The sequence below is a fragment of the Bacillus sp. Xin1 genome (assembly GCF_013314535.1).
Taxonomy (GTDB): Bacteria; Bacillota; Bacilli; order Bacillales; family Bacillaceae_G; genus Bacillus_A.
Genome location: NZ_JABUAE010000009.1, coordinates 43,898 through 68,356 on the forward strand (window position 1 = coordinate 43,898; position 24,459 = coordinate 68,356).

Here is a 24,459-nt window from a genome sequence, read left to right on the forward strand (position 1 = left end):
AGCGTTGCCACGTGTTATATAATGATCATCTTACAAAATATAAGGGGTTTCTTGATACACATAATAATTTAACCAATTTGAAAATAATAAATTTCCATGACTGCGCCATCTTATGAGTGGCTTTTCAGCTGGGTTATTATGTTTAAAATAGTTTTTCGGAACCTTAATATCTAGCCCTTTTTGTTTATCACGTTCATATTCCTCTTTTAATGTATCGCAGCTGTATTCACTATGACCAAGAGCAAAAACATGCTTTCCATCTTGTCCCATAACAAGGTGTACACCCGCTTCTTCTGATGTTGCTAGTAACTTCAACTCTTGTACTTTTTCAATATCAGATGCGTGTACTTCCGTATGACGTGAATGTGGTGCAAAAAAGAGCTCATCGAATCCTTGTAATAATTTCACATGTTGCTCACGTACTTCATGTTCAAATACACCAAACATCTTTTCTTCAAGCGGATGTTTCGGAATTCCATAGTGATAATACAAACCAGCTTGCGCTCCCCAACAAATATGCAGAGTAGATGTTACATTTGTTTTTGAATATTCCATAATACGCCCAAGTTCTTTCCAATAATCTACCTCTTCAAAAGGAAGTGTTTCAACCGGCGCTCCTGTAATAATGAGACCGTCAAATTTTTCTCCCTCAATATCGCGAAACGTTTTATAAAAACTTGTTAAATGCTCTTGCGCTACATTACGGGATACATGAGACTCCATATGGAGCAAATGCACGTCTAATTGAAGTGGTGTATTACCGAGTAATCTGAGCAATTGCGCTTCTGTTTCTTGTTTTGTTGGCATTAAGTTCAAAATTGCAATTTTTAAAGCACGTATATCTTGTGTTTCAGCTCGTTCTTTTGTCATGACAAAAATATTCTCTTTTTGCAATACTTTACGAGCTGGTAAATCCTTATCAACAATGATCGGCATGTGCTTTGCCTCCAACTAATGCTTCCTCTAGGTCCGCAATAATATCAGAAACATCTTCTATACCGACTGATAGGCGAATTAAATCAGATGTAACACCTGCTAAACGCTGTTCTTCTTCATTTAACTGTCTATGCGTTGTACTAGCAGGATGAATCACACATGTTCTCGCATCTGCTACATGCGTTACAAGTGTTGCTAACTTCACATTTGCAATAAACTCTTTCGCAGATTCTAATCCTCCTTTAATTCCAAATGTTAAAACACCACTTGCACCTTTTTCTAAATACTTTTGTGCTAGCGGATAACTTTCGTTACTTTCTAATCCCGGATAATTCACCCATTCAATACAATCATGATTAGCAAGCCACTTCGCAACTGCAAGAGCATTTTCACTATGACGCTCCATTCGTAAATGCAATGTTTCTAAACCAATATTGCTAATATACGCATTGAATGGGCTCATACAGTTTCCATAGTCTCTTAATAGTTGAACACGAGCTTTCACAATATATGCTGCCTGCCCAAAGTTCTGCACATAACTTACACCGTGATAACTTGGATCTGGTTCGACAAGCTCTGGATATTTTCCATTTGTCCAATCAAAATTTCCGCCATCGATAACAATCCCGCCTAATGAACTTGCATGACCATCAATATACTTCGTTGTAGAATGAACAACGATATTTGCCCCATGTTCAAACGCTTGGCACAAATATGGTGTCGCCAAAGTATTGTCCACAATAAAAGGTACTTCTAGTTCTTTTGCCGCCGCTGAAGACTCTTTAAAATTTAAAACATTCATCGCTGGATTTCCAAGCGATTCTGCATAAATCAGCTTTGTTTTGTCATTTGCAAGTGCCACAATCTCATCAGCAGCTAAATTTGGATTAAAGAATGTAACATCAATTCCTAATTTACGTAGACTTACCCCAAATAAGTTAAATGTTCCCCCATAAACGGTTGAAGAACAAAGTAAATGATCACCACTACTACAAATATTTAAAACAGCAAGCATAATAGCTGCTTGACCAGAGGCTGTCGCAACAGCTCCGACTCCACCTTCAAGCTCTGATAACTTTTGTTCAAATGCTGCTAGTGTCGGATTCCCAATACGCGTATAAATATAGCCCTCTGCCTCTAAATTAAAGAGTGCCGCTAAATCATCTGATGTATCATATTTGTACGTCGTACTTTGATAAAGCGGTAAAACACGCGGTTCACCATTTTTTGGTGAATAGCCACCTTGCACACAAATGGTTCCTTTTCCCCATGATTCTCCCATTTCTCATACTCCTTTCTTTTATAGAAAATAAAAAAACTGCTTCTTTCCTGAATAAGAAAGAAGCAGTTTGAAAACACGCTCTAAAGTCTCTTTCTTATCTCTCAGGATTTATTACCTGCAGGATTTGGCACAATTCCGCTATGCGGCTGTTGCCAAGGTTTCATAGGGCCTGTCCCTCCACCTTTTCTTGATAAGACTATGCAATTACCGTTGATTTTATAGCAATTATTTCCTAATGTCAATTATTTTTCTGAATGTTTACAATAAACTTTATTAACATTTTAATCGTTTATTCTTACAATTCAAACTTAATATATGGGCAAGAAATGTTCCCTCTAAAGAAAAAGAATAACTTTTAAAGCCATTGCTAACTATGTAAAATGAAAGAGTTATATGTTTTTATCTACATCTGTTTTTTTATATGTATACAATACATTTATGACTAAGTCATTCTCCTTCCAAAATCATATACATATCGAATGAACTATCCAATCGGTTTCATATCATAATTTCTAATTTTTTCATCATCGCGTACAATAAGGAGGTTTACAAAATGACAATTAGAAGAGACGTGCACTATTTACTTATCGTGTACGGTATGTTTCTAGGTTCTATTGTTGGTGCTACAGTATGGTTATTTTTAGTTGTCACCAATGCTGGAATTCATTTCGTATGGGAGTATTTACCGAAAGAATTCGCATTACCATCCTATTACACAATCTGTATAACAACAATCGGTGGTATTCTTATTGGACTATCACAAAAATACTTTGGTACATACCCGCGTTTAATGCCAGAGGTAATGGTTGAATATAAGAAAACGGGTAGAATTGAATACCGCTTTGTACATAAGGCTACATTAACAGCCATTATTGTTTTAACATTTGGAGCAAGCTTAGGCCCCGAAGCCGCACTTGTTGGGATTATAGGTGGGCTTTGTACATGGGTTGGCGATCGCTTTCACTTTGCTGTAAAAGGAATGCAGGGGCTAACAGAAATTGGGATTGGTGCTACTTTAAGTGTTATTTTTAATGCACCATTATTCGGCTATTTAGCACCAAACGAAAATGAGAATGAACGACTTGCTGAAGTTTCTAAAGGAAAAAAGGCTATTGTATATGCTGCTACTACTTTTGCTGGTTTTTCTGTTTATTTATTGCTGAGTAAATTTGATAATCGAGGATCTTTTATCGTTAACTTTGGAGAAGGATCTTTTGCACTTCGTGAGTGGGTTTCCTTTTTACCACTTGCTTGTATAGGAGCTAGTGTAGGCTATTTTTATTTCAAGATAGAACATATATTGGAGAAAATAGTACATCCTTTTAAAGAATATAAGGTAACATTAGGGATTATTGGCGGTATCCTTTTAGGGATTGCTGGAACTTATCTCCCATATACAATGTTTTCAGGAGAACATCAATTAAAAGAACTCGTACATGAATGGACAGAATTATCATTTTGGGTGTTACTTCTTTCAGGCATTTTAAAATTATGTATAACGGCAGTTTGTTTAAATACGGGTTGGCGCGGAGGACACATTTTTCCGATTATATTCTCTGGTGCAAGTATTGGATATGCTATGGCCACAGTCATACCAGTAGACCCAATTGCTGCTGTAGCAACCGTGACAACAGCAATTTCAAGCTATGCACTTCGAAAACCAATTGCTATTACCTTATTATTACTTATGTTTTTCCCAATCAATTTACTATTACCGATGCTTGGAGCCGCAATGATTGGTAATTTATTTCCACTTCCTAACCATAGTGAGGGTAAACAAGCAGCTCTTGAAAATGCCAAATAATGAAATAAACAAATGAAAAGCAAGTACCGTCACTATATAAGTAATGGTACTTGCTTTTTGACTAAAGAGTGTTTATTTTTACAAATAAAAATTCTTTTTAAACTATCCTTATGAATGACCCCTCCTTAACACTCTTACGAGTCGTTTGAAGAAGGGGACTTCTGTCGGGTGACTGTTAAAATCTCATATAACTCATCAAAACTTTGTATTTCATAGGTTGGTACAATCCCCGTTTGATTCGAATTCCTTCCCGGATTAAACCAGCAAGTATCTAATCCTGCTAGCTGTCCTCCTTTAATATCTGCACTTAAGGAATCACCGATAATTAACCCTTTCTCCACAGAAAAATTAGGAATTCGTGCAAAAACATAATCGAAGTATTCCTTCATTGGCTTTTGAGAGCCCGTGTCTTCTGAAACAAAAATATCTTTAAAGAGTGAATGTAATCCTGAATTACGTAAACGTTTCTCCTGTGTTTTAGAAACACCATTTGTAACAATATATAAGTCATATTCGCTTTGGAGATTTGTTATGAATTCAAAAGCTCCATCAATGAGTTGATTCCCTTCTTCTAAATATCTTCGATAATTCTGTTCAAACAAAGGTCCATCAACTTCCTGACCGCACTGCTTAAATAAAATTGAAAATCGAGTATTTACTACCTCATATCGGTCCATTTTTCCCTCCTCAAAGGATTTCCACAGACCTTGGTTTATTCTTTTATAATGTGCTGTAATTTCATCAGTTAAAGGCATTTTTTGTTCCTCAAAAAGTAAATGTAACGCCGTTCTTTCAGCTGCTTTAAAATCTAATAAGGTATCGTCTACATCAAATAGTAATGTTTGATATTTCTTCATGTTGTTTCTCTCCCTTTCCACTATAAAAACACATTTTTTCTTTTATTCTCAAATAAATCGTATCACTCCCACTTGTAAAAGGAATAGGAGATATCTCATACTAAATGAGAGGTGAAGAAATGAAAATCGAAAAAAATTCAGATGAAATTTATAGTTATGTACAACGCTTCAATTTTCAAACGTTCTTCTCATTTGATGTTTTTCCATATATAGAAATTCATTCGTTTCAAAAGAAAGAAAGCATTTGTAACGAAGGAGAAGACTTTCCTTATCTCTATTACTTAATCTCTGGAAAAGCAAAAATATATATGAGCCATCAAAATGGGAGAATTTCCTTAATTGACTTTGTAAAAGCACCATCGATTATTGGAGAATTAGGATTAATTGGAGTCGAATCTATAACAAAAGGTATCGAAGCTATGGAATCATGTATCTGTCTAGCTCTTCCTCTAAAAGATTGTCATCATCTCTTATTACAAGACGCATACTTCTTACAACAGCTATGCAAATTTATTGGAGAAAAAACACTTACTCGAACTGAACAATATGCAAGAAGCTATAACTACCCTTTAGAAAATCGATTAGCAGCTTTTATTCTGTTAACTGAGCAAAACAATTATTATCTCGAAAAGCATACAGAGGCCTCTGAATACTTAAACGTTAGTTATCGTCATCTCTTATATGTATTAAAGCAGTTTTGTCAGCAAAATTGGTTAAAAAAAGAAGGAAGAATGTATTTCATACAGGATCGAGAGCAATTACAACAGTTGGCAGATGAGCTTAAGGGACAATAAAAAAGCAGTACCAACGTCTTAAAAGCGTTGATACTGCAAGGGTACTTGCCATGTTTGAGTGACGATTATATTTTTAATTAAAATGCACTTGCTACTTTCACAGCTTTTTCAAGACCTTCTGCAATAATCTCTTCTGCTTTATCTGGGAATTGATTATGACCTTCAATGATAACTGTTTCCATATTTGTTACACCGAAGAAGCCCATCATGCTTGCTACATATTTAACAGCCATTTCTACACCAGCTGCTGGACCTTCAGAATATACGCCACCACGTGCATTTAATAGTGCAACTTTCTTATCACCAATAAGACCTACAGGGCCTTCTGGTGTATATTTAAATGTTTTACCAGCACGGTTTAAGTAATCGATATATGTGTGAAGTACCGCTGGAATTGTTAAGTTCCATAATGGGAAACCAAACACTACTTTATCAGCTGCAAGGAATTGATCTAAATATTTATCAGCAACAGCTACTGCTTTTGCTTCTTCCGCTGTTAAGTCCATTCCTTTACCTGCTTTAAATGTACCATTAATCATATCTACGCCTACATACGGTAATTCCTCTTTGTATAAATCAAGTTCTACTACTGTATCATTTGGATGTGATTCTTTATAGCTTGCTAAAAATGCTTCATATAGTTTCACGCTAACCGCTTGGTCTGCGGGACGGTTGTTAGCCTTCACGAATAAAACTGTTGTCATGTTTTATTTTCCTCCTAGTACTCACTCTTACGTTGTTTATTATTTACTCGCTAAAAGGGATAATCCCTTGTAATTGTTGTTGCTTACAAATATATTCTATCCTCTCATTCCAACAATTTCTTCCTCACATAGACGTATCTTTCCATAAAAAAAGTCCGCCTCCTAAAGTCGAACTAAGTCCTACGACTTTTGTCTTATACAATTCCATTTTTCACTGCATATAAAGCAGCTTGTGTACGATCCGATAGATTTAATTTACTTAAAATACTACTTACATGCGCTTTTACTGTTTTTTCGGTAATAACTAAAACAGATGCAATTTCCTTATTACTCATCCCTTTTGCTAAGAGTTGCAACACTTCATTCTCCCTTGCCGTTAGTACATCTACATGAATACTTGATAACTCCTGTTTTTCTTCTTGCGGCAACGTTTGAGAAAGAAGTGCACTTGCAATATCAGGATGAAGCTGAATATTCCCTTTATATGCACTACGAATTGCTTCCACAAGTTGATCCGGCTCGACATCCTTTAAAATGTATCCACTTGCGCCAGCTTTTAAAGCTGGTAAAACATGTGCTTGATCCGAAAAACTAGTTAATACGAGCACTTTTACATTTGGATACTCTTTTTTTATACACGAGGTTGCTTCAATACCATCCATCTCTGGCATATATAAGTCCATTAGTACAACATCTGGCTGCACCTGTTCTACTTTCATTAGCGCTTCTTTTCCGTTATTAGCTTCTCCAACTAGCTCCAAATCTTCTTGCCTGCTTAAGAAGAATGCTAAGCCTTTTAAAACAACTATATGATCATCAACTAATAATACTTTTATTTTCACGAATTCCCCTCATTTTCACATGGCATTATAATGGTACGATAACTTTTATACTCGTTCGTTTTTTCTCACTTACAATCGTAATACATCCGCCAATTAACTCTGTACGCTCACGCATTGTTGTCATACCGAGCGACTTTTTCTCTTTTATGTCTTCTTCTATAAAACCAAGCCCGTAATCAACTATCTCTAAAGACACTTCTTTCTCCCTTACTTTCAAATAAATTGTCGCCTCTGTTACCCCCGCATGTTTACTCACATTATTTAACGCCTCTTGTCCAATTCGCCATAGCGTTTCTTCCACTACACGTGGTAAATCGCGCACCCCTGTAACTTGCTCACGAATCTTCAGCCCTAAATTCTCTCCATATTGCTTTAAAGCTGGAAGCAAACCTTTTTCTAGTCCCGCTGGACGAAGTTGCCAAATGAGTGTCCGCATTTCTTTTAAAGCACCTTGCGCTAACTCTCTTATCTCATGAAGAGATTGATCTACCGTTTCATTTTGTCCTTTTAAAACAGCTTCTGTGCCCTTCGCCATGAAGGTTAGTGAAAATAGTTTTTGTGAAACTGAATCGTGCAAGTCTCTTGCCAAACGATTACGTTCTTCCATTCTGACAAGTTCACGGCGCTGTTCATTTAATCGTAAATTCTCAATCATTAATGAAATATGATTCGTTAACGCTTGAAGAATATCTATGGCATTTATATCAAACTCACCCTTGTTTGAACTCACACATAAAACACCGAACACATGATTTCGAATATGTATTGGAGCTGCAAGAATAGAACCGTTAGGATGAACGCTATTTTCCACTTGTCTTTTCATTAAAATAGGTCGATTCTTTTCTATTGCTTCCTTTGCTGCCCTCTCTAAGCCAAAATCCTCTTGTACTGTATGCTTCTTATAGAAAGCTCGCATAGAGAGCTTTTCCTCTTTTATAAAAAATGCAACTTGCTCCCATAGAAATACATCTCCCACTTGTTTCACAACTTCTTCTGGCAATGTACTTAATTTATGAATTTTTCTTAGTTCCTGAATAAAACGCTCTAGTTTCACATAATAATGAGCCCTTTTCTTTTCACTTTCATATAGTTTCGTTCTTTTTAAAGCTGTTCCAATTTGCAGAGCAACCGATTGCAACAGCATAAGTTCTTCTTCAGAAAAATGTATTTTCCCTGGACTTGCGACATTTAAAACTCCAAAATCTTCTCCACCAGCTTTTAATGGAACAGTTGCATGATGAAGGATCCCCTCAGTGTCACCCCAATTATTTTCAACCGCGTTGTTAATTCGCTTACATTCAATAATATTAACAGCTCGCTCTAATTTTCCTTCTACAAACCGACGCAAACACCAACATTCTCCTTCACACATTGGCCTTTTATTTTGAAAAGAAAGGGCTGCTGGTAAATGATAATCAATTAACTTTGTATACCTACCATTTTCATCAGCAAGAAAAACCCACCCTGTTGTTAATCCTGTTACATGCAATAACTTCTCTAATACCGCTTGCAGCACATGATATGTATCATTAGATGTATTTAATGTTTCTGCAATTTCTTTTAATATAGCTAGTTCGCTTATACGATTTCCTTGAAACATAAATTTTCTCCTACATATAATATTTTCTTTCTTCATTGTATCAAATTCAATGTATTCTCAAAAAATCTAGTTACTTTTTCACTTTTTACTTATTCGTAACATTGATATAATGGTTAAAAATGTAGTTTTCATTATATCACCTGAGGGGGCTTTCACAATGACATTAAACAAAGCACTTACAATCGCTGGTTCTGACACAAGCGGTGGCGCTGGTATACAAGCGGATTTAAAAACATTCCAAGAACTTGGAGTATACGGAATGACGTCTCTTACAACAATCGTAACGATGGATCCGTATAACGGGTGGGCACACAACGTATTCCCTATTCAAGCTTCTACACTAAAACCACAATTAGAAACAACAATTGAAGGTGTTGGTGTTGATGCTTTAAAAACAGGTATGCTTGGATCAGTTGAAATTATTGAAATGGTTGCTGAAACAATCGAAAAGCATAATCTACAAAATGTAGTAGTAGACCCAGTTATGGTTTGTAAAGGTGCAGATGAAGCATTGCATCCGGAAACAAATGACTGCTTACGCGATGTACTTGTTCCAAAAGCATTAGTTGTTACACCAAACTTATTTGAAGCATACCAATTAAGCGGTGTAAAAATTAATTCCCTTGAAGACATGAAAGAAGCTGCGAAAAAAATCCATGCTCTAGGTGCAAAATATGTACTTATTAAAGGCGGTAGCAAACTAGGTACAGAAACTGCAATCGACGTATTATACGATGGAGAAACATTCGATCTTCTAGAATCAGAGAAAATTGATACAACAAATACACACGGCGCAGGTTGTACATATTCTGCAGCAATTACAGCAGAACTTGCAAAAGGTAAATCTGTAAAAGAAGCTGTAGCAATCGCAAAAGAATTTATCACAGCTGCGATTCGTCACTCTTTCAAATTAAACAAATACATCGGACCAACACATCACGGTGCATATCGTAAATTTGCTGCTGGAAAAGAACTTGTATAAGAAATAAAAAACAAGCTATCCATGGATAGCTTGTTTTTTTATGATGCTAATTTATCCCGCATTAACGGGCAGTAAGACCCTCACCTCAAGATTCAGAGAGAAACGAGGAAGATAGGTGGGGGATCAACTGCCCGTAAAAGCCCGATTGGTTCAACTAATAATCAGTGGGGGATGAAGAAAACCCCCACTGATTAAAGTTTCACTTTATCTCTATAATCCCGAAATTTTTTACCTTTTTTGTTGTTCCACGTGAAACAACAAAAAAGGTGAAAAAGAGCGACGAATCGCTCTTTCTCTTCAACAACATCTTGATATTTTTCCGCCCTTCGCATTGAATCTAGCTTCTTGTGCTTCTGCAAAAAATTGCTTTCGACATAGAATCGGTTCTTCTGGATGGTGTTGTTTCATATGAGTAACATACGTTTCATAACTCGGCACTCCAACAAGCAAACTAATAAATTGCTTACGTGCCCTCCACACCTTCCCAAATTTTTTAAGCATAATTTCTCGACTCACTTTCATCTCTTGGAATATATGGTGCTTCTTTTAATGGTGTTGCTTTATTTTGCAACACTTTAATCCATATACGAATAGCTGAAATAAGAACCGCTATTACAACTAACATGAAAATTCCACAAAGCGCAGCATCAACATAATCATTGAAAATAATTTGCTTCATTTGTGCTACATTTTTGGCCGGTGCTAGTATTTTCCCTTCATCTAAAGCATTTTGGAATACTTTTGCATGCGATAAAAATCCAATTTTCGGATTCTCATGGAATAATTTTTGATAGCCGGCTGTCATTGTCACAATTAGCAAACCGATAGTCGGAATAAGGGTAACCCAAACATATGCCTTTTTCCCCATTTTGAATAATATTGTTGTTCCAAGTAATAACGCAATTCCCGCTAACATTTGGTTAGCAATTCCAAAGAGTGGCCATAATGTATTAATACCACCGAGCGGATCCACTACACCTTGGTATAAAAAGTATCCCCATCCTAACACACATAACGTTGTTGCAATGACATTAGCCAGTGTAGAATCTGTTTTCGCAAACGGTTTATATACGTGTCCTAAAATATCTTGGATCATAAATCGTCCTACACGTGTACCAGCATCAATTGTAGTTAAAATAAATAATGCTTCAAATAAAATAGCAAAGTGATACCAGAACGCCATCATCGCAGTGCCACCAATTACTTGTGAAAAGATATAGGCCATCCCAATTGCTAATGTTGGCGCTCCTCCTGTACGAGATAGTATCGTTTGTTCACCAACGTTTACAGCCAGCTCTTTTAATTCATTTGGTGTAATCGTGAATCCCCAAGAAGAAATCACTTGAGCCGCTTGTGAGACATCGGTCCCGATAAGAGCTGCTGGACTGTTAATTGCAAAGTACGTTCCTGGTGTTAATACACAAGCCGCAATCATTGCCATCGCTGCAACGAACGATTCCATTAGCATTGCCCCGTAACCAATTGGCTGGGCATGTCCTTCTCTTTCGATCATCTTCGGCGTCGTACCAGAAGAAACTAAAGCATGGAACCCTGATACAGCCCCGCATGCAATTGTAATAAATAAAAACGGAAATAGATTTCCAGAAAACACCGGTCCTGTTCCGTCAATAAACTTGGACACAGCTGGCATTTGTAGGTCTGGTGCTACAATGAGGATCCCAATTGCTAGCCCAACAATCGTACCCACTTTTAAAAAGGTACTTAAATAATCACGTGGAGCTAAGAGCATCCACACCGGTAATGCAGACGCAATAAAACCGTATACAATAAGCATAATTGCAATTGTTTCACCACTAAAAGTAAACATACTTGCGAGTGTAGGATTCTCAGCTACATATTGTCCTCCTACAAGAGATAAAAGAAGTAAAATAATACCGATAACGGATCCTTCCCCGACTCGTCCAGGACGAATGTAACGCATATAAACACCCATTAAAATAGCGATTGGAATTGTCGCTGCGATTGTAAACATTCCCCAAGGGCTACCAACAAGCGCTTTCACAACTACTAAAGCTAATACCGCTAATAAAATAATCATAATACCTAAAATACCAATCATCGCGATCAATCCTGTTACAGGACCAATCTCATCTTTAATCATTTCACCTAATGATTTTCCATTACGTCTCATTGAAGCAAATAAAATAACAAAATCTTGTACTGCTCCAGCAATTACAACCCCAACAATAATCCAAATTGTTCCTGGTAAATATCCCATCTGCGCTGCTAAAATTGGACCTACTAGTGGGCCCGCTCCAGCAATTGCCGCAAAGTGATGTCCAAATAATACCCATTTATTTGTTGGAACATAATCCTTCCCATCATTTAGCGTCTCAGCAGGTGTTTGTCGATTATTATCTAGTTCAAATACTTTTCGTGCGATAAATCTACTATAGAAACGATACGCAATCGCATATACAGAAACTGCTGCGACTAATAACCATACAGCATTAATCGTTTCGCCTTGTGATAAAGCAATTACACCAAATCCAGCTGCTCCTATTGCTGCGATTACACCCCAAAGTAAAATTGACTTAAATGCCTTCACATACAATCCCCCCTATACTACTTCTTAGTGGAGATTGTACTAAATTTTCTGAATATTTTAGTTAAATCCTCCTTATCATGAAGGATTCTTATGTTAACATGTTGAAATTCACCTATGACTTGTCATAGTTCAATTTTATTTCGAAGTCGTTTGACATAATTTCGACTAACAGGAATCGGCTGCTCATCATATCTTTCTAAATAAAGATTATAAGTTCCGTTATAATAAGGCTTTAGTTCTTGAACATACATAACATTTATTAAATAACTTTTATGAACGCGCAAAAAATCATATGCTGTTAATTTATTTTCTAATTCTTGGAGTGTGTATGTTGAAATATATTGATTATTTGTTGTGTATATCGAGACGGTTTTATTCTCTTTATTTTTACTTACATATACAATATCCTCTGGGAAAAGATACGTAATTCCTTCATGACTTTCAATCGGAAGTTTGCGCAAATGATTTTTTATACTCTTTCCTTTTTCTTGTTCTAGTCTATGCAAAAGAAATTGTAAATCTTCTGCATGAAAAGGTCGTAGTAAATAATAAAACGCTTGGAAGCGAAATGCTGTTACCGCCTCTTCTATATTCTCACCCATAAAAATAAACTTTGTATCGCTACTTAATTGCTTTAATAAGCTAGAGAATTCGAACCCTGTGCCATCCTTTAATTTTGTATCTAAAAAAACAAAATCAGGAATATGCTTTTTGGCTACTTGTAAAGACTCCATTCCTGTTCTTGCTTCAAAGCACTCTATATTTCGCATACTTTCTGTAAATGTCTCTATTAATCGATTTCTATTTTCTGCCTCTTCCATGATAAGTAAAATTTTCATCTGCCCAACCACCTAATTGTTTTGTCCATATGTCTTGTTGTATACATTCGCTTTAGTACAAAATAATCCCTTTTTCTATGCATATTTTCTATTTAATAAGCTACCCTTTTTCTCAAAAAACAAAGGAAGGAAGTCTTTTGGACCTCCTTCCCTTATTATACTAATTCTTGTTGCTTCGTTTCCTGTCCAAGTACAACCACTGCAAGCACACCTATTAAAATGGAACTGCAAAAGATTGTAAAGATCAAAGAGAGAGAAGCTTGAGAAGCAACAAGGTAACCTACTAACAACGGACCGAGAATACCACCAATACGACCAAATGCCGCAGCCATACCAGCCCCAGTACCGCGAATCACTGTCGGATACTGCTCAGGTGTATATGCATATAGTGCACCCCATGCTCCTAGATTAAAGAAGGACAATAGCATTCCTGCTACTAACAATGTCGTGAGCGATTCAGCTACTCCAAAGACGTAAGCACTACATGCCGTGCCAATTAAATACGTAACTAGCACAAATTTACGGCCGAGACGTTCAATAAACCATGCAGCAGTAAAATACCCTGGAAGCTGCGCTAACGTCATAATCAACACATACTGGAAACTTTTTATTAAACTAAATCCTTTTAACACCATCACACTTGGCAGCCAAAGGAACATGCCATAATAAGAAAAGACCACACAGAACCATAAAACCCATAGCATAATCGTTGCTTTTCTGTATCCTCCAGACCAAACCGCTTTTATATTTGCAATAACAGATTGTTTTTCCTCAACCTTTTCAAACCTTGGTGAATCCGGTAAATTCCATCGTAAATATAGCGCATAAAAAGCTGGGATTGCACTTAATACCATCGCTATTTGCCAACCGTAGTTTGGAATGACAAAATAAGAAATTAAAGCTGCAATTAACCAACCACCAGCCCAAAAACTTTCTAGTAATACAACAATTTTTCCACGTTCATGAGCTTCAACACTTTCAGATACAAGCGTCGAAGCGACTGGTAATTCTCCGCCAAGACCCATACCGATTAAAAAGCGCAATATGAGAAACATAGTCAATGTTGTTGTTAATGCGGTTAAGCCGCTACCGATAGAAAATAATAATAACGTTATAATAAAGACCGATTTTCTTCCCATCTTATCCGCTAGTATCCCAAATATGAGTGCACCCACAGCCATCCCAATAGAATTGATACTCCCTATCCAGCCCATCTCTTGACTACTTAGTCCCCATTCTTTTTGCAGTGCAACGATGACAAATGACAGCATACCCACATCCATTGCATCAAATAGCCAGCCTAGCCCCGCTATTCCAAGAAGCTTGCGCTTTGAAATTTCTTTTACATTCCCCACAAAAAGTCCTCCTTACACAGGTGTCTTTACACATCATTTTACATGTGTGTATTGTATAAGTAAAATAATTTCATTCCTATTTTTACTTAAAGGTTCCTTTTTAATCTTCCCATAAAGTGGAGCTTCCATTAGTAGGGTTTTACTGATGATTAGCCCTTAAAAATCGGGCTTTTACGAGCAATTATTCTCCAATTATCTACCTCGTTCTCCTCTGGATCTTAAGGCGTGGATCTTACTTCCCTAAAATAGCGGGATAAAGTGAAGGTTAAGGATGCCGCATATTCAACTTTCAAAAAAAAAGCAGCGATATTTCGCTACTTTTTCGAACGCATCACTTCTTTTAAAAATTCAGCTAATACAAGCTGACGACGCCAACGCGTCGGATTACTACATAGACGGTAAAACCATTCTAAATGAATGGCTTGAATCCATTTTGGTGCACGTTTTACTTCTCCTGCCCAAACGTCCAAACTACCACCTACACCAACAGCTATCTTTGCTTGCAAACGATGTTTATTATTTTGTATAAAGTTTTCTTGTCTTGGGAATCCAAGTGCTACAAGTAATAGATCTGGCTTTGCTTCTTGAATACGAGAAATAATATCTTCTTCCTCTTCTTGTTTGAAATATCCATCTTGTGTTCCCACAATAGATACAGCTGAATATGTTTTTGTTAAATGATCAGCAGCACCTTTCACAACATGCGGTTTTGCTCCAAGTAAAAAAACAGATACGGATTTATTCTCTTTCGACAACGTCCCAAATAAATCACTCATTAAATCAAAACCTGCTACGCGCTCTTTTAATGGTGTGCCTAGCATGCCGCTTGCTTTTACAACTCCAATACCATCTGGTGTGATTAAATCTGTTTTCAAAAGTGTTTGATGAAAACTTGGATCTTTTTTCGCACACATTACAATTTCCGGATTCGCTGTTACAACTTGAAATGTATGAGTTTGTTCTAATTCTAACTGCTTCATGATATATTGAATTGTCTCTTCCATTGTCATCGTAGAGAAAGGGACACCTAAAATATCAACTGTTTGTACTGCCATAATAATAATCCTCTCTATTTCAATAAAAGTTTTTTATATGCTTTATGAGTATCTTCATATAGATTTCGTAATGAGAAATGAGAAGAAGCATGCTCATACAAACGTTCACCCATTGATGCTAATTCACCATTCATCCATTTCTTATAGCTTTCCTCTAATGCACTTGCTAATGCATGCACATCACCAATTGGTACAATCCATCCATATGTATGATCAACAATCAATTCTTCCATATCACCAACATTTGTTGCAATAGATGTTAAACGTTGATTTGCTGCTTCTAATAATACAAGTGGGAAGCTTTCACTATAAGAAGTTAATAAATTAATATGAGCGGATGCATATAATTCTTTAACATCCGAACGATACCCTAAAAACATTACTTTATCTTCTAAGCCCTTCTGCCTTACTGTCTCTTTCAATTCTGTTTCAATTGGGCCATCTCCAACTAATAATACCTTTATGTTAGGAATTTTTAGTTTTTGCAAAGCATCAAATAAAATATTATGTCCTTTTACAGGATGAAGACGTGCTACTTGAATGGCAATAAATGTCCCTTCTTGTACACCTAATTCATCTTTCATATTATACGACTTTGTTGGAATGTTATCATACTCAATTCCGTTATAAACCGTACAAATTTTATCTTCTGGCACACCGAGTGCTACTGTATTTTTCTTAAAACGTTCCGTAATTGCAAAAAATAAATCAACTTTCTTATAAGACCGCAAATTTAACTTTGTAAAAATCCAACCTTTTAAACCGCGCTTCATAAAATCAAGAGTTGGATCACTATGAACTGTTGTTACCCATTTTGCACGTATCTTCCTTTTTAGAAGAGAAAGATAAAAGTTCGCGCGCGCGCCATGTGTATGTACAATATCAAAGCGTTCTTCGTTAATAAACATACGTATTTTGGAAAGAATCGATATGTCATAACGAGATGATTGGGAAAAAACGTGCACTTTAATTCCAAGCTCTCTCGCTTCTCTAGCAATTGCACCTTCTTCAAACACAAGTAGTTCAACTTCATCTTTTGGAAATTGCGACAAAAGTGAAATAATGTGAGTTTTCCCGCCACCTTCTTCTGCTCCAGCATTCATATGCAACACTTTCATCTCTTTCTTCCTCCATCTTTATGTTCTCTTATAATTACTATAACAAAAAATAAAAGCTAACGTGACGCTAGCTTTTATTTTTCTATCATTCAATTTCTAAATCAACAATTAAATATGCAAAGATTACAGCAAAATAAATACTTACTCCAGGCGCCGTTAATACATGTCCCGCTATAAATGCGATACCCAGCGCTAAAGCTAATGCGGTTGCTAATAATCCGTATTTCACCGTAAATACATCCTTAAACCTAGTTACTAATACGAGAAGAATTTTCACACCGAAGTATAAGAATGGGATTAAAAGTAGAGCGAAACCAACAATTCCAAATGAATAGAACCAATCATGAAAGTCTCGTTCAATTAGCTTCGGATATTCTTTGAAATTCCCAGCATACCCCATGCCCAATAATTTTTGAGATGTCGGAGCTTTTGCATAATAGTCTTTATACATTTGTTGGAATAGCTCACGCCCACTGAAAATAATTGCTTGTGTTTCTTCTTTTTTCTCTACTTCTTTTTCTTTCGCTATTTCTTTTTCTTGTTCCTCTTTTGTAACAGGAGGTTTATGTTGTTTCTTTTCTTCTTTCTTTTCTTCCGCTTTTTTCACTTCTTGTTTTTGCTCAAAAATTTGGAAGTGAAGTCCTATATTTTTTAAGAATGGTGAAAATGGTGTATACGCTAATACTCCAGCAAAAACGACAGTTGCTAGAATACCATTCAATAAATATGGCTTCTTCTTTCTATCTTTACGCTGCAGGAATGCTTGAACATAGCACATGAAAACAGCAACAACCATTGTACCAAAAATTGCTCCAAAACCGACCTTTGTACCAACAGCAAATAATGAGAAGATAATTAAAATAGAAGGAATCCAAAAATAACTCTTCGCTATGCTTGTTGTTTTTTCAATTGAGTATAGGACAACAATTGGACATATAACTGCTAAAATGGCCCCTAATTCATTTCCTGCATAGAACCAACCACGTGAACCAAGTTTCACCCATTCGTAGCTGTTATAATCCGTTCCTGTCGCAATGGAAATAACCATGATACTATTTATAATTAACGTTGCATACACAATATAGTTACGCATTTTGGAATACGTATTTGTTTTTTCTCTTAATGATTTAAACACAAAAATGTAACAAGTAAGCATAATTAATGGGTATAACGATTTTGCTATGAATTTAACTTCTTCTGCCAACATAATAGGGCTTTTGACAAGTTTATTATTTACTAAACCTATAGCAAAAACAATGCCTACTACTATTAAATAGATGATATATTTACGATTTTCTTTTTCTTTTGCTTGAAGCAAAATATAGATTCCACCAAGAGCCATTACTAATAAACGCGTAATAATTCCAATTGTTGTATCAATTTTCAAAACCATGATGCAAAATGATGTGAGTAAGTCTAAAACTGGCTGTAACATAATGAAAATCAATAAAAAATTTCCAAATTTATTACCTAAACTATTATTTTCTAACATCTCGAACCCCCATAACTATCATAACCTTATCTCACTTTATACAATTTACAATAAACCTTTAACTTGTCTCAAATATTTATTATAACATAATTTTTCAGTTAACCACTTGCTATTTTCAATTACTATCTATATAGATATTAGATAATAAATCTCTTCCTTATATGTTGCATATCCCGTATTTTCAAACGCTTTCTTTCCTCGTTTTTTCTTTTTTTCTACATGTAACGAAAAGTAATTGTTATTTCTAAAACTTTAGTGTATATTTTGCTCTGGAACATCTTTAAGAGGAAGGGATTAGAGCCATGTTATTAATCGAAATATTTACGTTTCTCGGCATCATCGCCGCTGCCATTTCTGGTACATTAGTTGGTTTAAAGAAAGATTTAGATTTATTTGGTGTCCTTTGTTTAGCTGTAGCTACTGCACTCGGTGGCGGAATTATTCGTGATATTATGATTGGTAACCTACCTCCCGTTGCATTTGTACAACCGATTTACTTTTTTGTCAGCGTGTTAGCAGCTCTCTTTACTTGTATGTTTTTTGAACGTATTAATAAACTTCAAGTTGTCATTATGCTTTCAGATGCTGTCGGTTTAGGCGTTTTTACTGCTATTGGCGCAAATGCTGCTATGTCACATCACGTCGATGCTTCCTTCTTAGTTGTTTCGATGGGTGTTATTACAGGTATTGGCGGAGGGATTTTGCGTGATATTTGCGCTCAAGATATTCCCTATGTATTCCGCAAGGAGATCTATGCAATTGCTTCTATTTTAGGTGCAATTAGTTTCCTAATTACGTATGAAATGGGTGCACACGTATTAGCCTTTTATATTTGCTTACTAGTAACATTCATCATACGTGTAGTCACTGTTATATATAATGTGCATTTTCCAGTCTTCTTTAAAAGTCATGCAAAGGCAAATGCTAATAAAGTGAAACTTTAATCAGTGGGGGTTTTCTTCATCCCCTACTGATTATTAGTTGAACCAATCGGGCTTTTACGGGCAGTTGACCTCCCACCTAACTTCTTTGCTTTTGCCGAATTTTGAGGTGGGGGTCTTACTGCTCGTTAATGCGGGGTAAAAGTCATTAAGAGAATTCAAAGTGAATTCTCTTTATTTATGCCTAAATAGAAAACTCACCACTTAAAAAATGGTGAGTCTTCCTTTCTCATATACCTCAGTATATCCCTAAAAGATATAGAATAAAAATATCTTGCTACAAAAGGATTTCACCCTATTTTTTGAAAAATAGCTTTTGACAATAGAATGACAGCATATAGACACCTAAACTTTGTAAAATGAATAGACTTGGTATAGTTAAATTACTATATACCATATCTTTATTTAAAAGCTTCATGCCAATATATCCGGTTATAAGTAACAGGAGGAACATATAACCTTCGCTCTTTTGTTTTTGAATAAGAAAATGTAAAAGCGCAATCGACATAAATAAAGATACAACTAGAAAAATAAGTTTCTCGCCTTTTAGCAATACCCCATTCATTCCTTCTGCAGATAGTTGATCTACACTCGGCTTAACAGCGGCTAACCTTTCCGTTTCTAACTCATTTAATTTCTGATTCAGGCGTTCTTTCATGCTTTTTGCTTGAACCGTTTCTTGTTTATTACGCTCTTCCCCAATTAAAACCGATTGCACATACGCATCATTAGAGATGGCATACTGCTTTATTCCCATTGCTTGAATTCCGTAATTCATAGCGAAATGAGTTGCATAAAATACAGCCAAAACCCCGATCAGTTTTAACAATACATTTTGTTTATCTGCACTTTGGAATATTTCCACTAGTAAAACATATACAATTACTAAAATAAGTATAAATACACCTACTGGATACATCATATTACTAATGGCAAATAGTATGGCAGCACATGCCCATGTGTAAGAATGACTCAACCCTTTATGCAGTAATATGTAACTCGCAAAGTAAAATAAAAATATAGAGAGTGATTCCCCTGTTAATAATGAACAAGAAAGAATATTGGGCAAATATAGTGAGTAAAACACCGCCGCAATTCGACCGCATTCTTCTTGAAATAAAATTGCCGCAATTCGATAAATGAAAAATGTTGTTCCTGCGCAATATAAAACATTACATAATTGCAAAACAAATGTAGCATCGCCAAACACACGAATTAATACTGACTCATATATAATGAAAGGTATTTGACTAACAAGAGTTATATTACTGCTCCCCAGCGCAACTTGTTTTGCAGTCTCATACATAGCTCTCATATCTCCTATAACTGGAGCATCAAAAAAGAGAACTGCTCCAAGTCGAATAAGCACCGTCATACTCATTAGAAAAATGAGAAACTGTTTATCCGTAAAGCGATATTGCAAAATAGACGAGAGAAGCAACAGCAGTATAACAAAAATCGAGAGCACAATCGTTAAACTCGTAGCGCTTCCTCCTAAAAACTGCTTACTTCCCTCGAAGGCGTTCCAGCAGGAATAAACAAAAAAGGCAAGCATAGTTCCAATAATCATTTTACTAAAAAAAGATGAAAACCCTGTTTGTATATGATTCATATGTATATTGCACCTCTATTTCCATTCATAACACAACGATTCTATCATGAATGGACACATGACAGTTAAAAAATTTATATGAAAAAAATATAGCAGTCACTTTTTCACTTGCAATGTAAGCGAAACCTCTTTTACACTACAACCTATACAAAATAAATTTTCTTTCAGTTATACGAATAGAAATGCAATATTATTCTATTTTAATAAAGTACACTGTTTATCGAATATCAATTGTTTAAATAGCAAATTACATTCAATAGAAGACACGAACCTTTTTTATACAGTAAACAGGCATGCCACTCTGATTGAAAACATAAATAGGAGTCGATTATATGGATAAGAAATTTATGAGAGAATCAAAAGCAATTAAAACAACGCGGGTTTTTCCAAACGATTTAAACAACCATCAAACATTATTTGGTGGAAAATTATTAGCGGAAATTGATAGCATCGCATCTATCGCAGCAGCAAGACATAGCCGAAAACATTGCGTAACAGCCTCCATTGATTCCGTTGACTTTTTAACTCCAATCCACCAAACGGATTCCGTTTGCTATGAGGCATTCGTTTGCTATACCGGAAGATCCTCTATGGAGGTATTTGTGAAAGTCGTTGCAGAGCATTTATTAGGAGGGGAACGTCGCATCGCGGCTACCTGCTTCATTACATTCGTAGCATTAAAAGATGGAAAGCCCTCTTCTGTACCACAAGTGCTACCAGAAACAGAAGAAGAACATTGGTTATATAAAACAGGAAAAGAACGTGCACAAAGCAGAAAAGATAGCCGGGCACAAAGTAAAGAAATGGCTGATGTATTAACATTGAATAAACCTTGGAGTGTATAAGTTAAAATCCCAAAAATTGACATCCCTTAACGAATATAGTCTTACTATATTCGTTATTTTTTTCAAAAGAATGCATAGTCTAACTTTTCTATTTACAAAAATTACATACCTTGTCCTTTATTTTGTTATAATTTTAATGGTATATTAAGTAAAGTGTGCTTAAATTATCTTGTTTCATTTAATCTCATTAATCATTTTATATTAAGGATGGTGCAAAAATGTCTGTTGAAGTACCAATTTCAATACCGAAAACGCTGATTATTATTCCTGCTTATAATGAAGAAGAAGCAATTGGAGATACATTAACGAGACTATTAGAACTGAAAGAACATTTCACACAATTAGATATTTGTGTTATTAATGATGGTTCACGCGACCGAACAGCAGAAATTGTAAAAGAATTCCCAGTTAACATTGTAAATTTACCATACAATTTAGGAATCGGTTCTGCTGTACAAACTGGTTACAAATATGCGGATGTGAATGGATACGACATCGCGATTCAATTTGATGCAGATGGTCAACATAATCCTGAGGACTTATACAAAATTATTAAACCTATCGCTGAAGATGAGTGCGATATGGTACTCGGTTCACGTTTTACTAAAAAAACGGCTTATAAAGGTAGCATCTCGCGTAGAATTGGCATTTTTTACTTTACAGCCCTATTAAAATTATTAACAAGACAAACATTTATGGATCCAACATCTGGTTATCGTGCAATTAACCGAAAGGTAATTGAAATCTTTTCTTATAACTATCCAAAGGATTACCCAGAACCAGAAGTTTTAATCCACTTAAAGAAAAAAGGCTTACGCATTAACGAGATTTCTGTAAATATGCAAGAAAGACAGGGCGGACAATCTTCTATTACTCCTTTAAAATCTGCATATTACATGATTAAAGTAAGTCTCGCTATATTAATGCAAAAAATCGTGAAAGGCTGATCATATATGTCAATAGTTACCTTTTCATTTATCTTTATTCTTTTGATGTTTTTGATTATTATTAACTCCATTCGTAAAGGAGCTTTAGAAACAAAATACTCAATTCTATGGATCTTTGTTTGTGTATCCATGGCTATTCTAAGTTCTACCGATCGCATTATAAACTGGATTGGACAACTACTGCATGTAGAATATCCACCATCTATTTTATTCTTGTTTGGCTTGCTGTTTTGTTTCATCCTAATTTTTGATTTAACTCGAAAATTATCAAAACAACATCACCAACTCGTGACATTAACGCAAGAGTATGCATTATTAAAACAAACATTAGCAAAAGAACAAGAACATTCGAAATAAAGTGTTTAAAACAGGTTTCTTCCCAATAGGGAGTTCTTTATATACTGGCAGCAAGCAGTTTAGATTTTTTTCGCTAAAATCTAATTGATTACTGCTTGTTTGCCCGTTAAAGGAAAAATCAAATTTACTTACTAGCCTGAAATTACGAACTTTGTTATAAAATATCAATGAAATTCAAATGAGGTGTACTTTATATGATATTAAATAAAGTATATAAAATGATTAAAAGTCCACTTTTATATATTTTAATATTCGCATTTCTAATGCATATGTACTTTTTATTAAAGCACCCTGGTTCTGTTTACAACGAACCAGAAGTATTTAGTAAACACGTTGCAACCTATGGTTCTCTTGATGCCTCTAAATATGCAAACATGGCTTGGCAATTACTACATGACGGGATATATGGCTATGCTGATACAAAACCAAATGCCTTTGTAACCCCTGGTCAGCCATTTTATTTAGCGGGAATATTCCAAGTTTCTGAATGGTTGCATGTCGATCACATTGTCTTATCGCGTATTATGAATATGATTTTAAATTTAGGAATCATTGCTATTATTTACGCTATCTCGCAATTACTCTTTAAAAATATATTTATATCGTCATTAGCAAGTATGTTGTACACAACATATTTTTCTGCTTATCATCTTTTTAGATCACTATTAACAGAAATACCGTCTGTGTTTTTCTTTATGCTGTCTATGCTTATTTTTCTGCTACTATTGCAAAAAAATAAGTTTCGTCTTCATGTTTTATTTGGTATTATCGCCTCCATTACATTAATGTTTAGGCCTACGCCTGCACCATTATTACTCCTTGCATGGGGGATTATGGTTTATAAACATGGATTAAAAGAGGCCATTAAAATTGGGTTTATTTGGTGTATTGGTCCTGTTCTAATTATGGGCCCTTGGGTTATTCGAAACTTTATGGTATTTGGAAAAGCTTATTTATTTTCTTCTCACGCAGGTGACCCTTTACTATCTGGGGCAAATCCATATTATTTATGGGACGAAGATAATATGGATCAAGATATGATAAATGCGGGTTATCCTGATACATCAGAGGGAAAAGGTGATTATGGTAAACATTTAATTAAGGAAGGCCTTACAAATCAATTCCCTATTTGGTTTTCGTGGTTTACCGTAGGAAAAACGATTTATTTATTTAATGAAGCACACGCCTTAAATTTCTATACAAGTTACTTTAAACCTTGGATTATAAAGTTCTTTGACTATCAACATCTCTTTGTCGTGCTAACTGGATTAGGTTGCTTCCTTTCATATAGAAAAAATAAACAAGTCTTATTTTTATCTATTGTTGTATTGGTCTATATTGTACTTTCAAATATGTTTTTAGTTATGTCTAGATACGGTTTCTTCATTATTCCTTGCATCTGTATATTAAGTTCTTTCTTCACTATTCAATTCTTTTCATCTCTCTACAAAAAAGTAATGCGATAGATTTTAAGGTTGAATGTATATAATATTCATTTTACAAAAGGGCCCTTTCAAAAAAAGAGCCC

22 protein-coding genes and 1 riboswitch are annotated in these 24,459 nt (G+C 35.4%); of the genes, 8 read left to right on the forward strand and 14 right to left on the reverse strand.

Going from position 1 to position 24,459, the window contains the following annotated elements; genetic code table 11:
* Positions 1 to 30 precede the first annotated feature (30 nt).
* A complete protein-coding gene (gene metA, locus HRG09_RS11075) occupies positions 31 to 936 on the reverse strand; it encodes a homoserine O-acetyltransferase MetA (protein ID WP_174100863.1) in 906 nt (301 codons plus the stop codon).
* Positions 920 to 2,218 (reverse strand): bifunctional O-acetylhomoserine aminocarboxypropyltransferase/cysteine synthase, encoded by a 1,299-nt coding sequence (locus HRG09_RS11080; RefSeq protein ID WP_174100864.1) that lies wholly within the window; start codon positions 2,216 to 2,218, stop codon positions 920 to 922. The genes metA and HRG09_RS11080 overlap by 17 nt, the downstream gene beginning before the upstream one ends.
* Before the next feature lie 91 nt (positions 2,219 to 2,309).
* Positions 2,310 to 2,415: riboswitch (SAM riboswitch) on the reverse strand.
* Positions 2,416 to 2,771: 356 nt separating this feature from the next.
* Here HRG09_RS11080 and HRG09_RS11085 point away from each other — a divergent pair.
* Positions 2,772 to 4,022 carry a chloride channel protein gene (locus HRG09_RS11085; RefSeq protein ID WP_174100865.1) on the forward strand — a complete coding sequence of 417 codons (1,251 nt, stop codon included), beginning with the start codon at positions 2,772 to 2,774 and terminating at the stop codon, positions 4,020 to 4,022.
* A 134-nt stretch (positions 4,023 to 4,156) separates the two neighbouring features.
* On the opposite strand, the gene HRG09_RS11090 is transcribed toward HRG09_RS11085, so the two are convergent.
* Positions 4,157 to 4,879, reverse strand: a complete 723-nt coding sequence (locus tag HRG09_RS11090) for a YjjG family noncanonical pyrimidine nucleotidase (protein ID WP_174100866.1) — start codon at positions 4,877 to 4,879, stop codon at positions 4,157 to 4,159.
* Between the two features lie 119 nt (positions 4,880 to 4,998).
* Between HRG09_RS11090 and yeiL the strand changes: the two genes are divergently transcribed.
* Entirely contained in the window at positions 4,999 to 5,673 is a 675-nt protein-coding gene (yeiL, locus tag HRG09_RS11095; protein ID WP_174100867.1) for a transcriptional regulator YeiL, read from the forward strand.
* A gap of 77 nt (positions 5,674 to 5,750) precedes the next feature.
* Here the strand turns inward: yeiL and HRG09_RS11100 are convergent, their stop codons facing one another.
* From HRG09_RS11100 to HRG09_RS11110, 3 genes are all read right to left on the reverse strand, one after another.
* Positions 5,751 to 6,377 (reverse strand): FMN-dependent NADH-azoreductase, encoded by a 627-nt coding sequence (locus HRG09_RS11100; protein WP_174100868.1) that lies wholly within the window; start codon positions 6,375 to 6,377, stop codon positions 5,751 to 5,753.
* Positions 6,378 to 6,571: 194 nt separating this feature from the next.
* Complete coding sequence (locus HRG09_RS11105) at positions 6,572 to 7,219, reverse strand: response regulator (RefSeq protein WP_174100869.1); 648 nt, start codon at positions 7,217 to 7,219, stop codon at positions 6,572 to 6,574.
* A 25-nt stretch (positions 7,220 to 7,244) separates the two neighbouring features.
* Entirely contained in the window at positions 7,245 to 8,819 is a 1,575-nt protein-coding gene (locus tag HRG09_RS11110) for a GAF domain-containing sensor histidine kinase (RefSeq protein ID WP_174100870.1), read from the reverse strand.
* A 157-nt stretch (positions 8,820 to 8,976) separates the two neighbouring features.
* Here HRG09_RS11110 and pdxK point away from each other — a divergent pair, with 157 nt between their 5' ends.
* A complete protein-coding gene (pdxK, locus tag HRG09_RS11115) occupies positions 8,977 to 9,801 on the forward strand; it encodes a pyridoxine/pyridoxal/pyridoxamine kinase (protein WP_174100871.1) in 825 nt (274 codons plus the stop codon).
* A 297-nt stretch (positions 9,802 to 10,098) separates the two neighbouring features.
* Here the strand turns inward: pdxK and HRG09_RS11120 are convergent, their stop codons facing one another.
* The 7 genes from HRG09_RS11120 to HRG09_RS11150 all read right to left on the reverse strand — a co-directional run bounded on the left by HRG09_RS11120 (position 10,099) and on the right by HRG09_RS11150 (position 18,229).
* Positions 10,099 to 10,302: a YbdD/YjiX family protein gene (locus HRG09_RS11120; protein WP_174100942.1), complete on the reverse strand. Its 204-nt coding sequence runs from the start codon at positions 10,300 to 10,302 to the stop codon at positions 10,099 to 10,101.
* A complete protein-coding gene (gene cstA / locus HRG09_RS11125) occupies positions 10,295 to 12,370 on the reverse strand; it encodes a carbon starvation protein CstA (protein ID WP_174100872.1) in 2,076 nt (691 codons plus the stop codon). Before cstA ends, HRG09_RS11120 begins: the two co-directional genes overlap by 8 nt.
* A gap of 122 nt (positions 12,371 to 12,492) precedes the next feature.
* On the reverse strand, positions 12,493 to 13,209 hold the full coding sequence (locus HRG09_RS11130) for a LytR/AlgR family response regulator transcription factor (protein ID WP_174100873.1): 717 nt from the start codon (positions 13,207 to 13,209) through the stop codon (positions 12,493 to 12,495).
* A gap of 155 nt (positions 13,210 to 13,364) precedes the next feature.
* Positions 13,365 to 14,564, reverse strand: a complete 1,200-nt coding sequence (locus HRG09_RS11135; protein WP_174100874.1) for an MFS transporter — start codon at positions 14,562 to 14,564, stop codon at positions 13,365 to 13,367.
* Between the two features lie 314 nt (positions 14,565 to 14,878).
* Positions 14,879 to 15,619, reverse strand: coding sequence for a WecB/TagA/CpsF family glycosyltransferase (locus tag HRG09_RS11140; protein ID WP_174100875.1), 741 nt, complete (start codon positions 15,617 to 15,619; stop codon positions 14,879 to 14,881).
* A 14-nt stretch (positions 15,620 to 15,633) separates the two neighbouring features.
* Complete coding sequence (locus HRG09_RS11145; RefSeq protein WP_174100876.1) at positions 15,634 to 16,737, reverse strand: glycosyltransferase family 4 protein; 1,104 nt, start codon at positions 16,735 to 16,737, stop codon at positions 15,634 to 15,636.
* Positions 16,738 to 16,822: 85 nt separating this feature from the next.
* A complete protein-coding gene (locus tag HRG09_RS11150; protein ID WP_174100877.1) occupies positions 16,823 to 18,229 on the reverse strand; it encodes an O-antigen ligase family protein in 1,407 nt (468 codons plus the stop codon).
* A 302-nt stretch (positions 18,230 to 18,531) separates the two neighbouring features.
* On the opposite strand from HRG09_RS11150, the gene HRG09_RS11155 reads away from it, so the two are divergent.
* Complete coding sequence (locus HRG09_RS11155; RefSeq protein WP_174100878.1) at positions 18,532 to 19,173, forward strand: trimeric intracellular cation channel family protein; 642 nt, start codon at positions 18,532 to 18,534, stop codon at positions 19,171 to 19,173.
* Between the two features lie 292 nt (positions 19,174 to 19,465).
* On the opposite strand, the gene HRG09_RS11160 is transcribed toward HRG09_RS11155, so the two are convergent.
* Positions 19,466 to 20,782: a glycosyltransferase family 39 protein gene (locus HRG09_RS11160; RefSeq protein ID WP_174100879.1), complete on the reverse strand. Its 1,317-nt coding sequence runs from the start codon at positions 20,780 to 20,782 to the stop codon at positions 19,466 to 19,468.
* Between the two features lie 332 nt (positions 20,783 to 21,114).
* On the opposite strand from HRG09_RS11160, the gene HRG09_RS11165 reads away from it, so the two are divergent.
* The 4 genes from HRG09_RS11165 (at position 21,115) to HRG09_RS11180 (ending at position 24,397) form a co-directional block, all read left to right on the forward strand.
* Positions 21,115 to 21,627: an acyl-CoA thioesterase gene (locus HRG09_RS11165; protein WP_174100880.1), complete on the forward strand. Its 513-nt coding sequence runs from the start codon at positions 21,115 to 21,117 to the stop codon at positions 21,625 to 21,627.
* Positions 21,628 to 21,845: 218 nt separating this feature from the next.
* Positions 21,846 to 22,574, forward strand: coding sequence for a glycosyltransferase family 2 protein (locus HRG09_RS11170; protein WP_174100881.1), 729 nt, complete (start codon positions 21,846 to 21,848; stop codon positions 22,572 to 22,574).
* 6 nt (positions 22,575 to 22,580) lie between these two features.
* Positions 22,581 to 22,931 (forward strand): DUF2304 domain-containing protein, encoded by a 351-nt coding sequence (locus HRG09_RS11175; protein ID WP_174100882.1) that lies wholly within the window; start codon positions 22,581 to 22,583, stop codon positions 22,929 to 22,931.
* Positions 22,932 to 23,125: 194 nt separating this feature from the next.
* A complete protein-coding gene (locus HRG09_RS11180; protein ID WP_174100883.1) occupies positions 23,126 to 24,397 on the forward strand; it encodes a glycosyltransferase family 39 protein in 1,272 nt (423 codons plus the stop codon).
* The last annotated feature ends 62 nt before the right edge of the window (positions 24,398 to 24,459 follow it).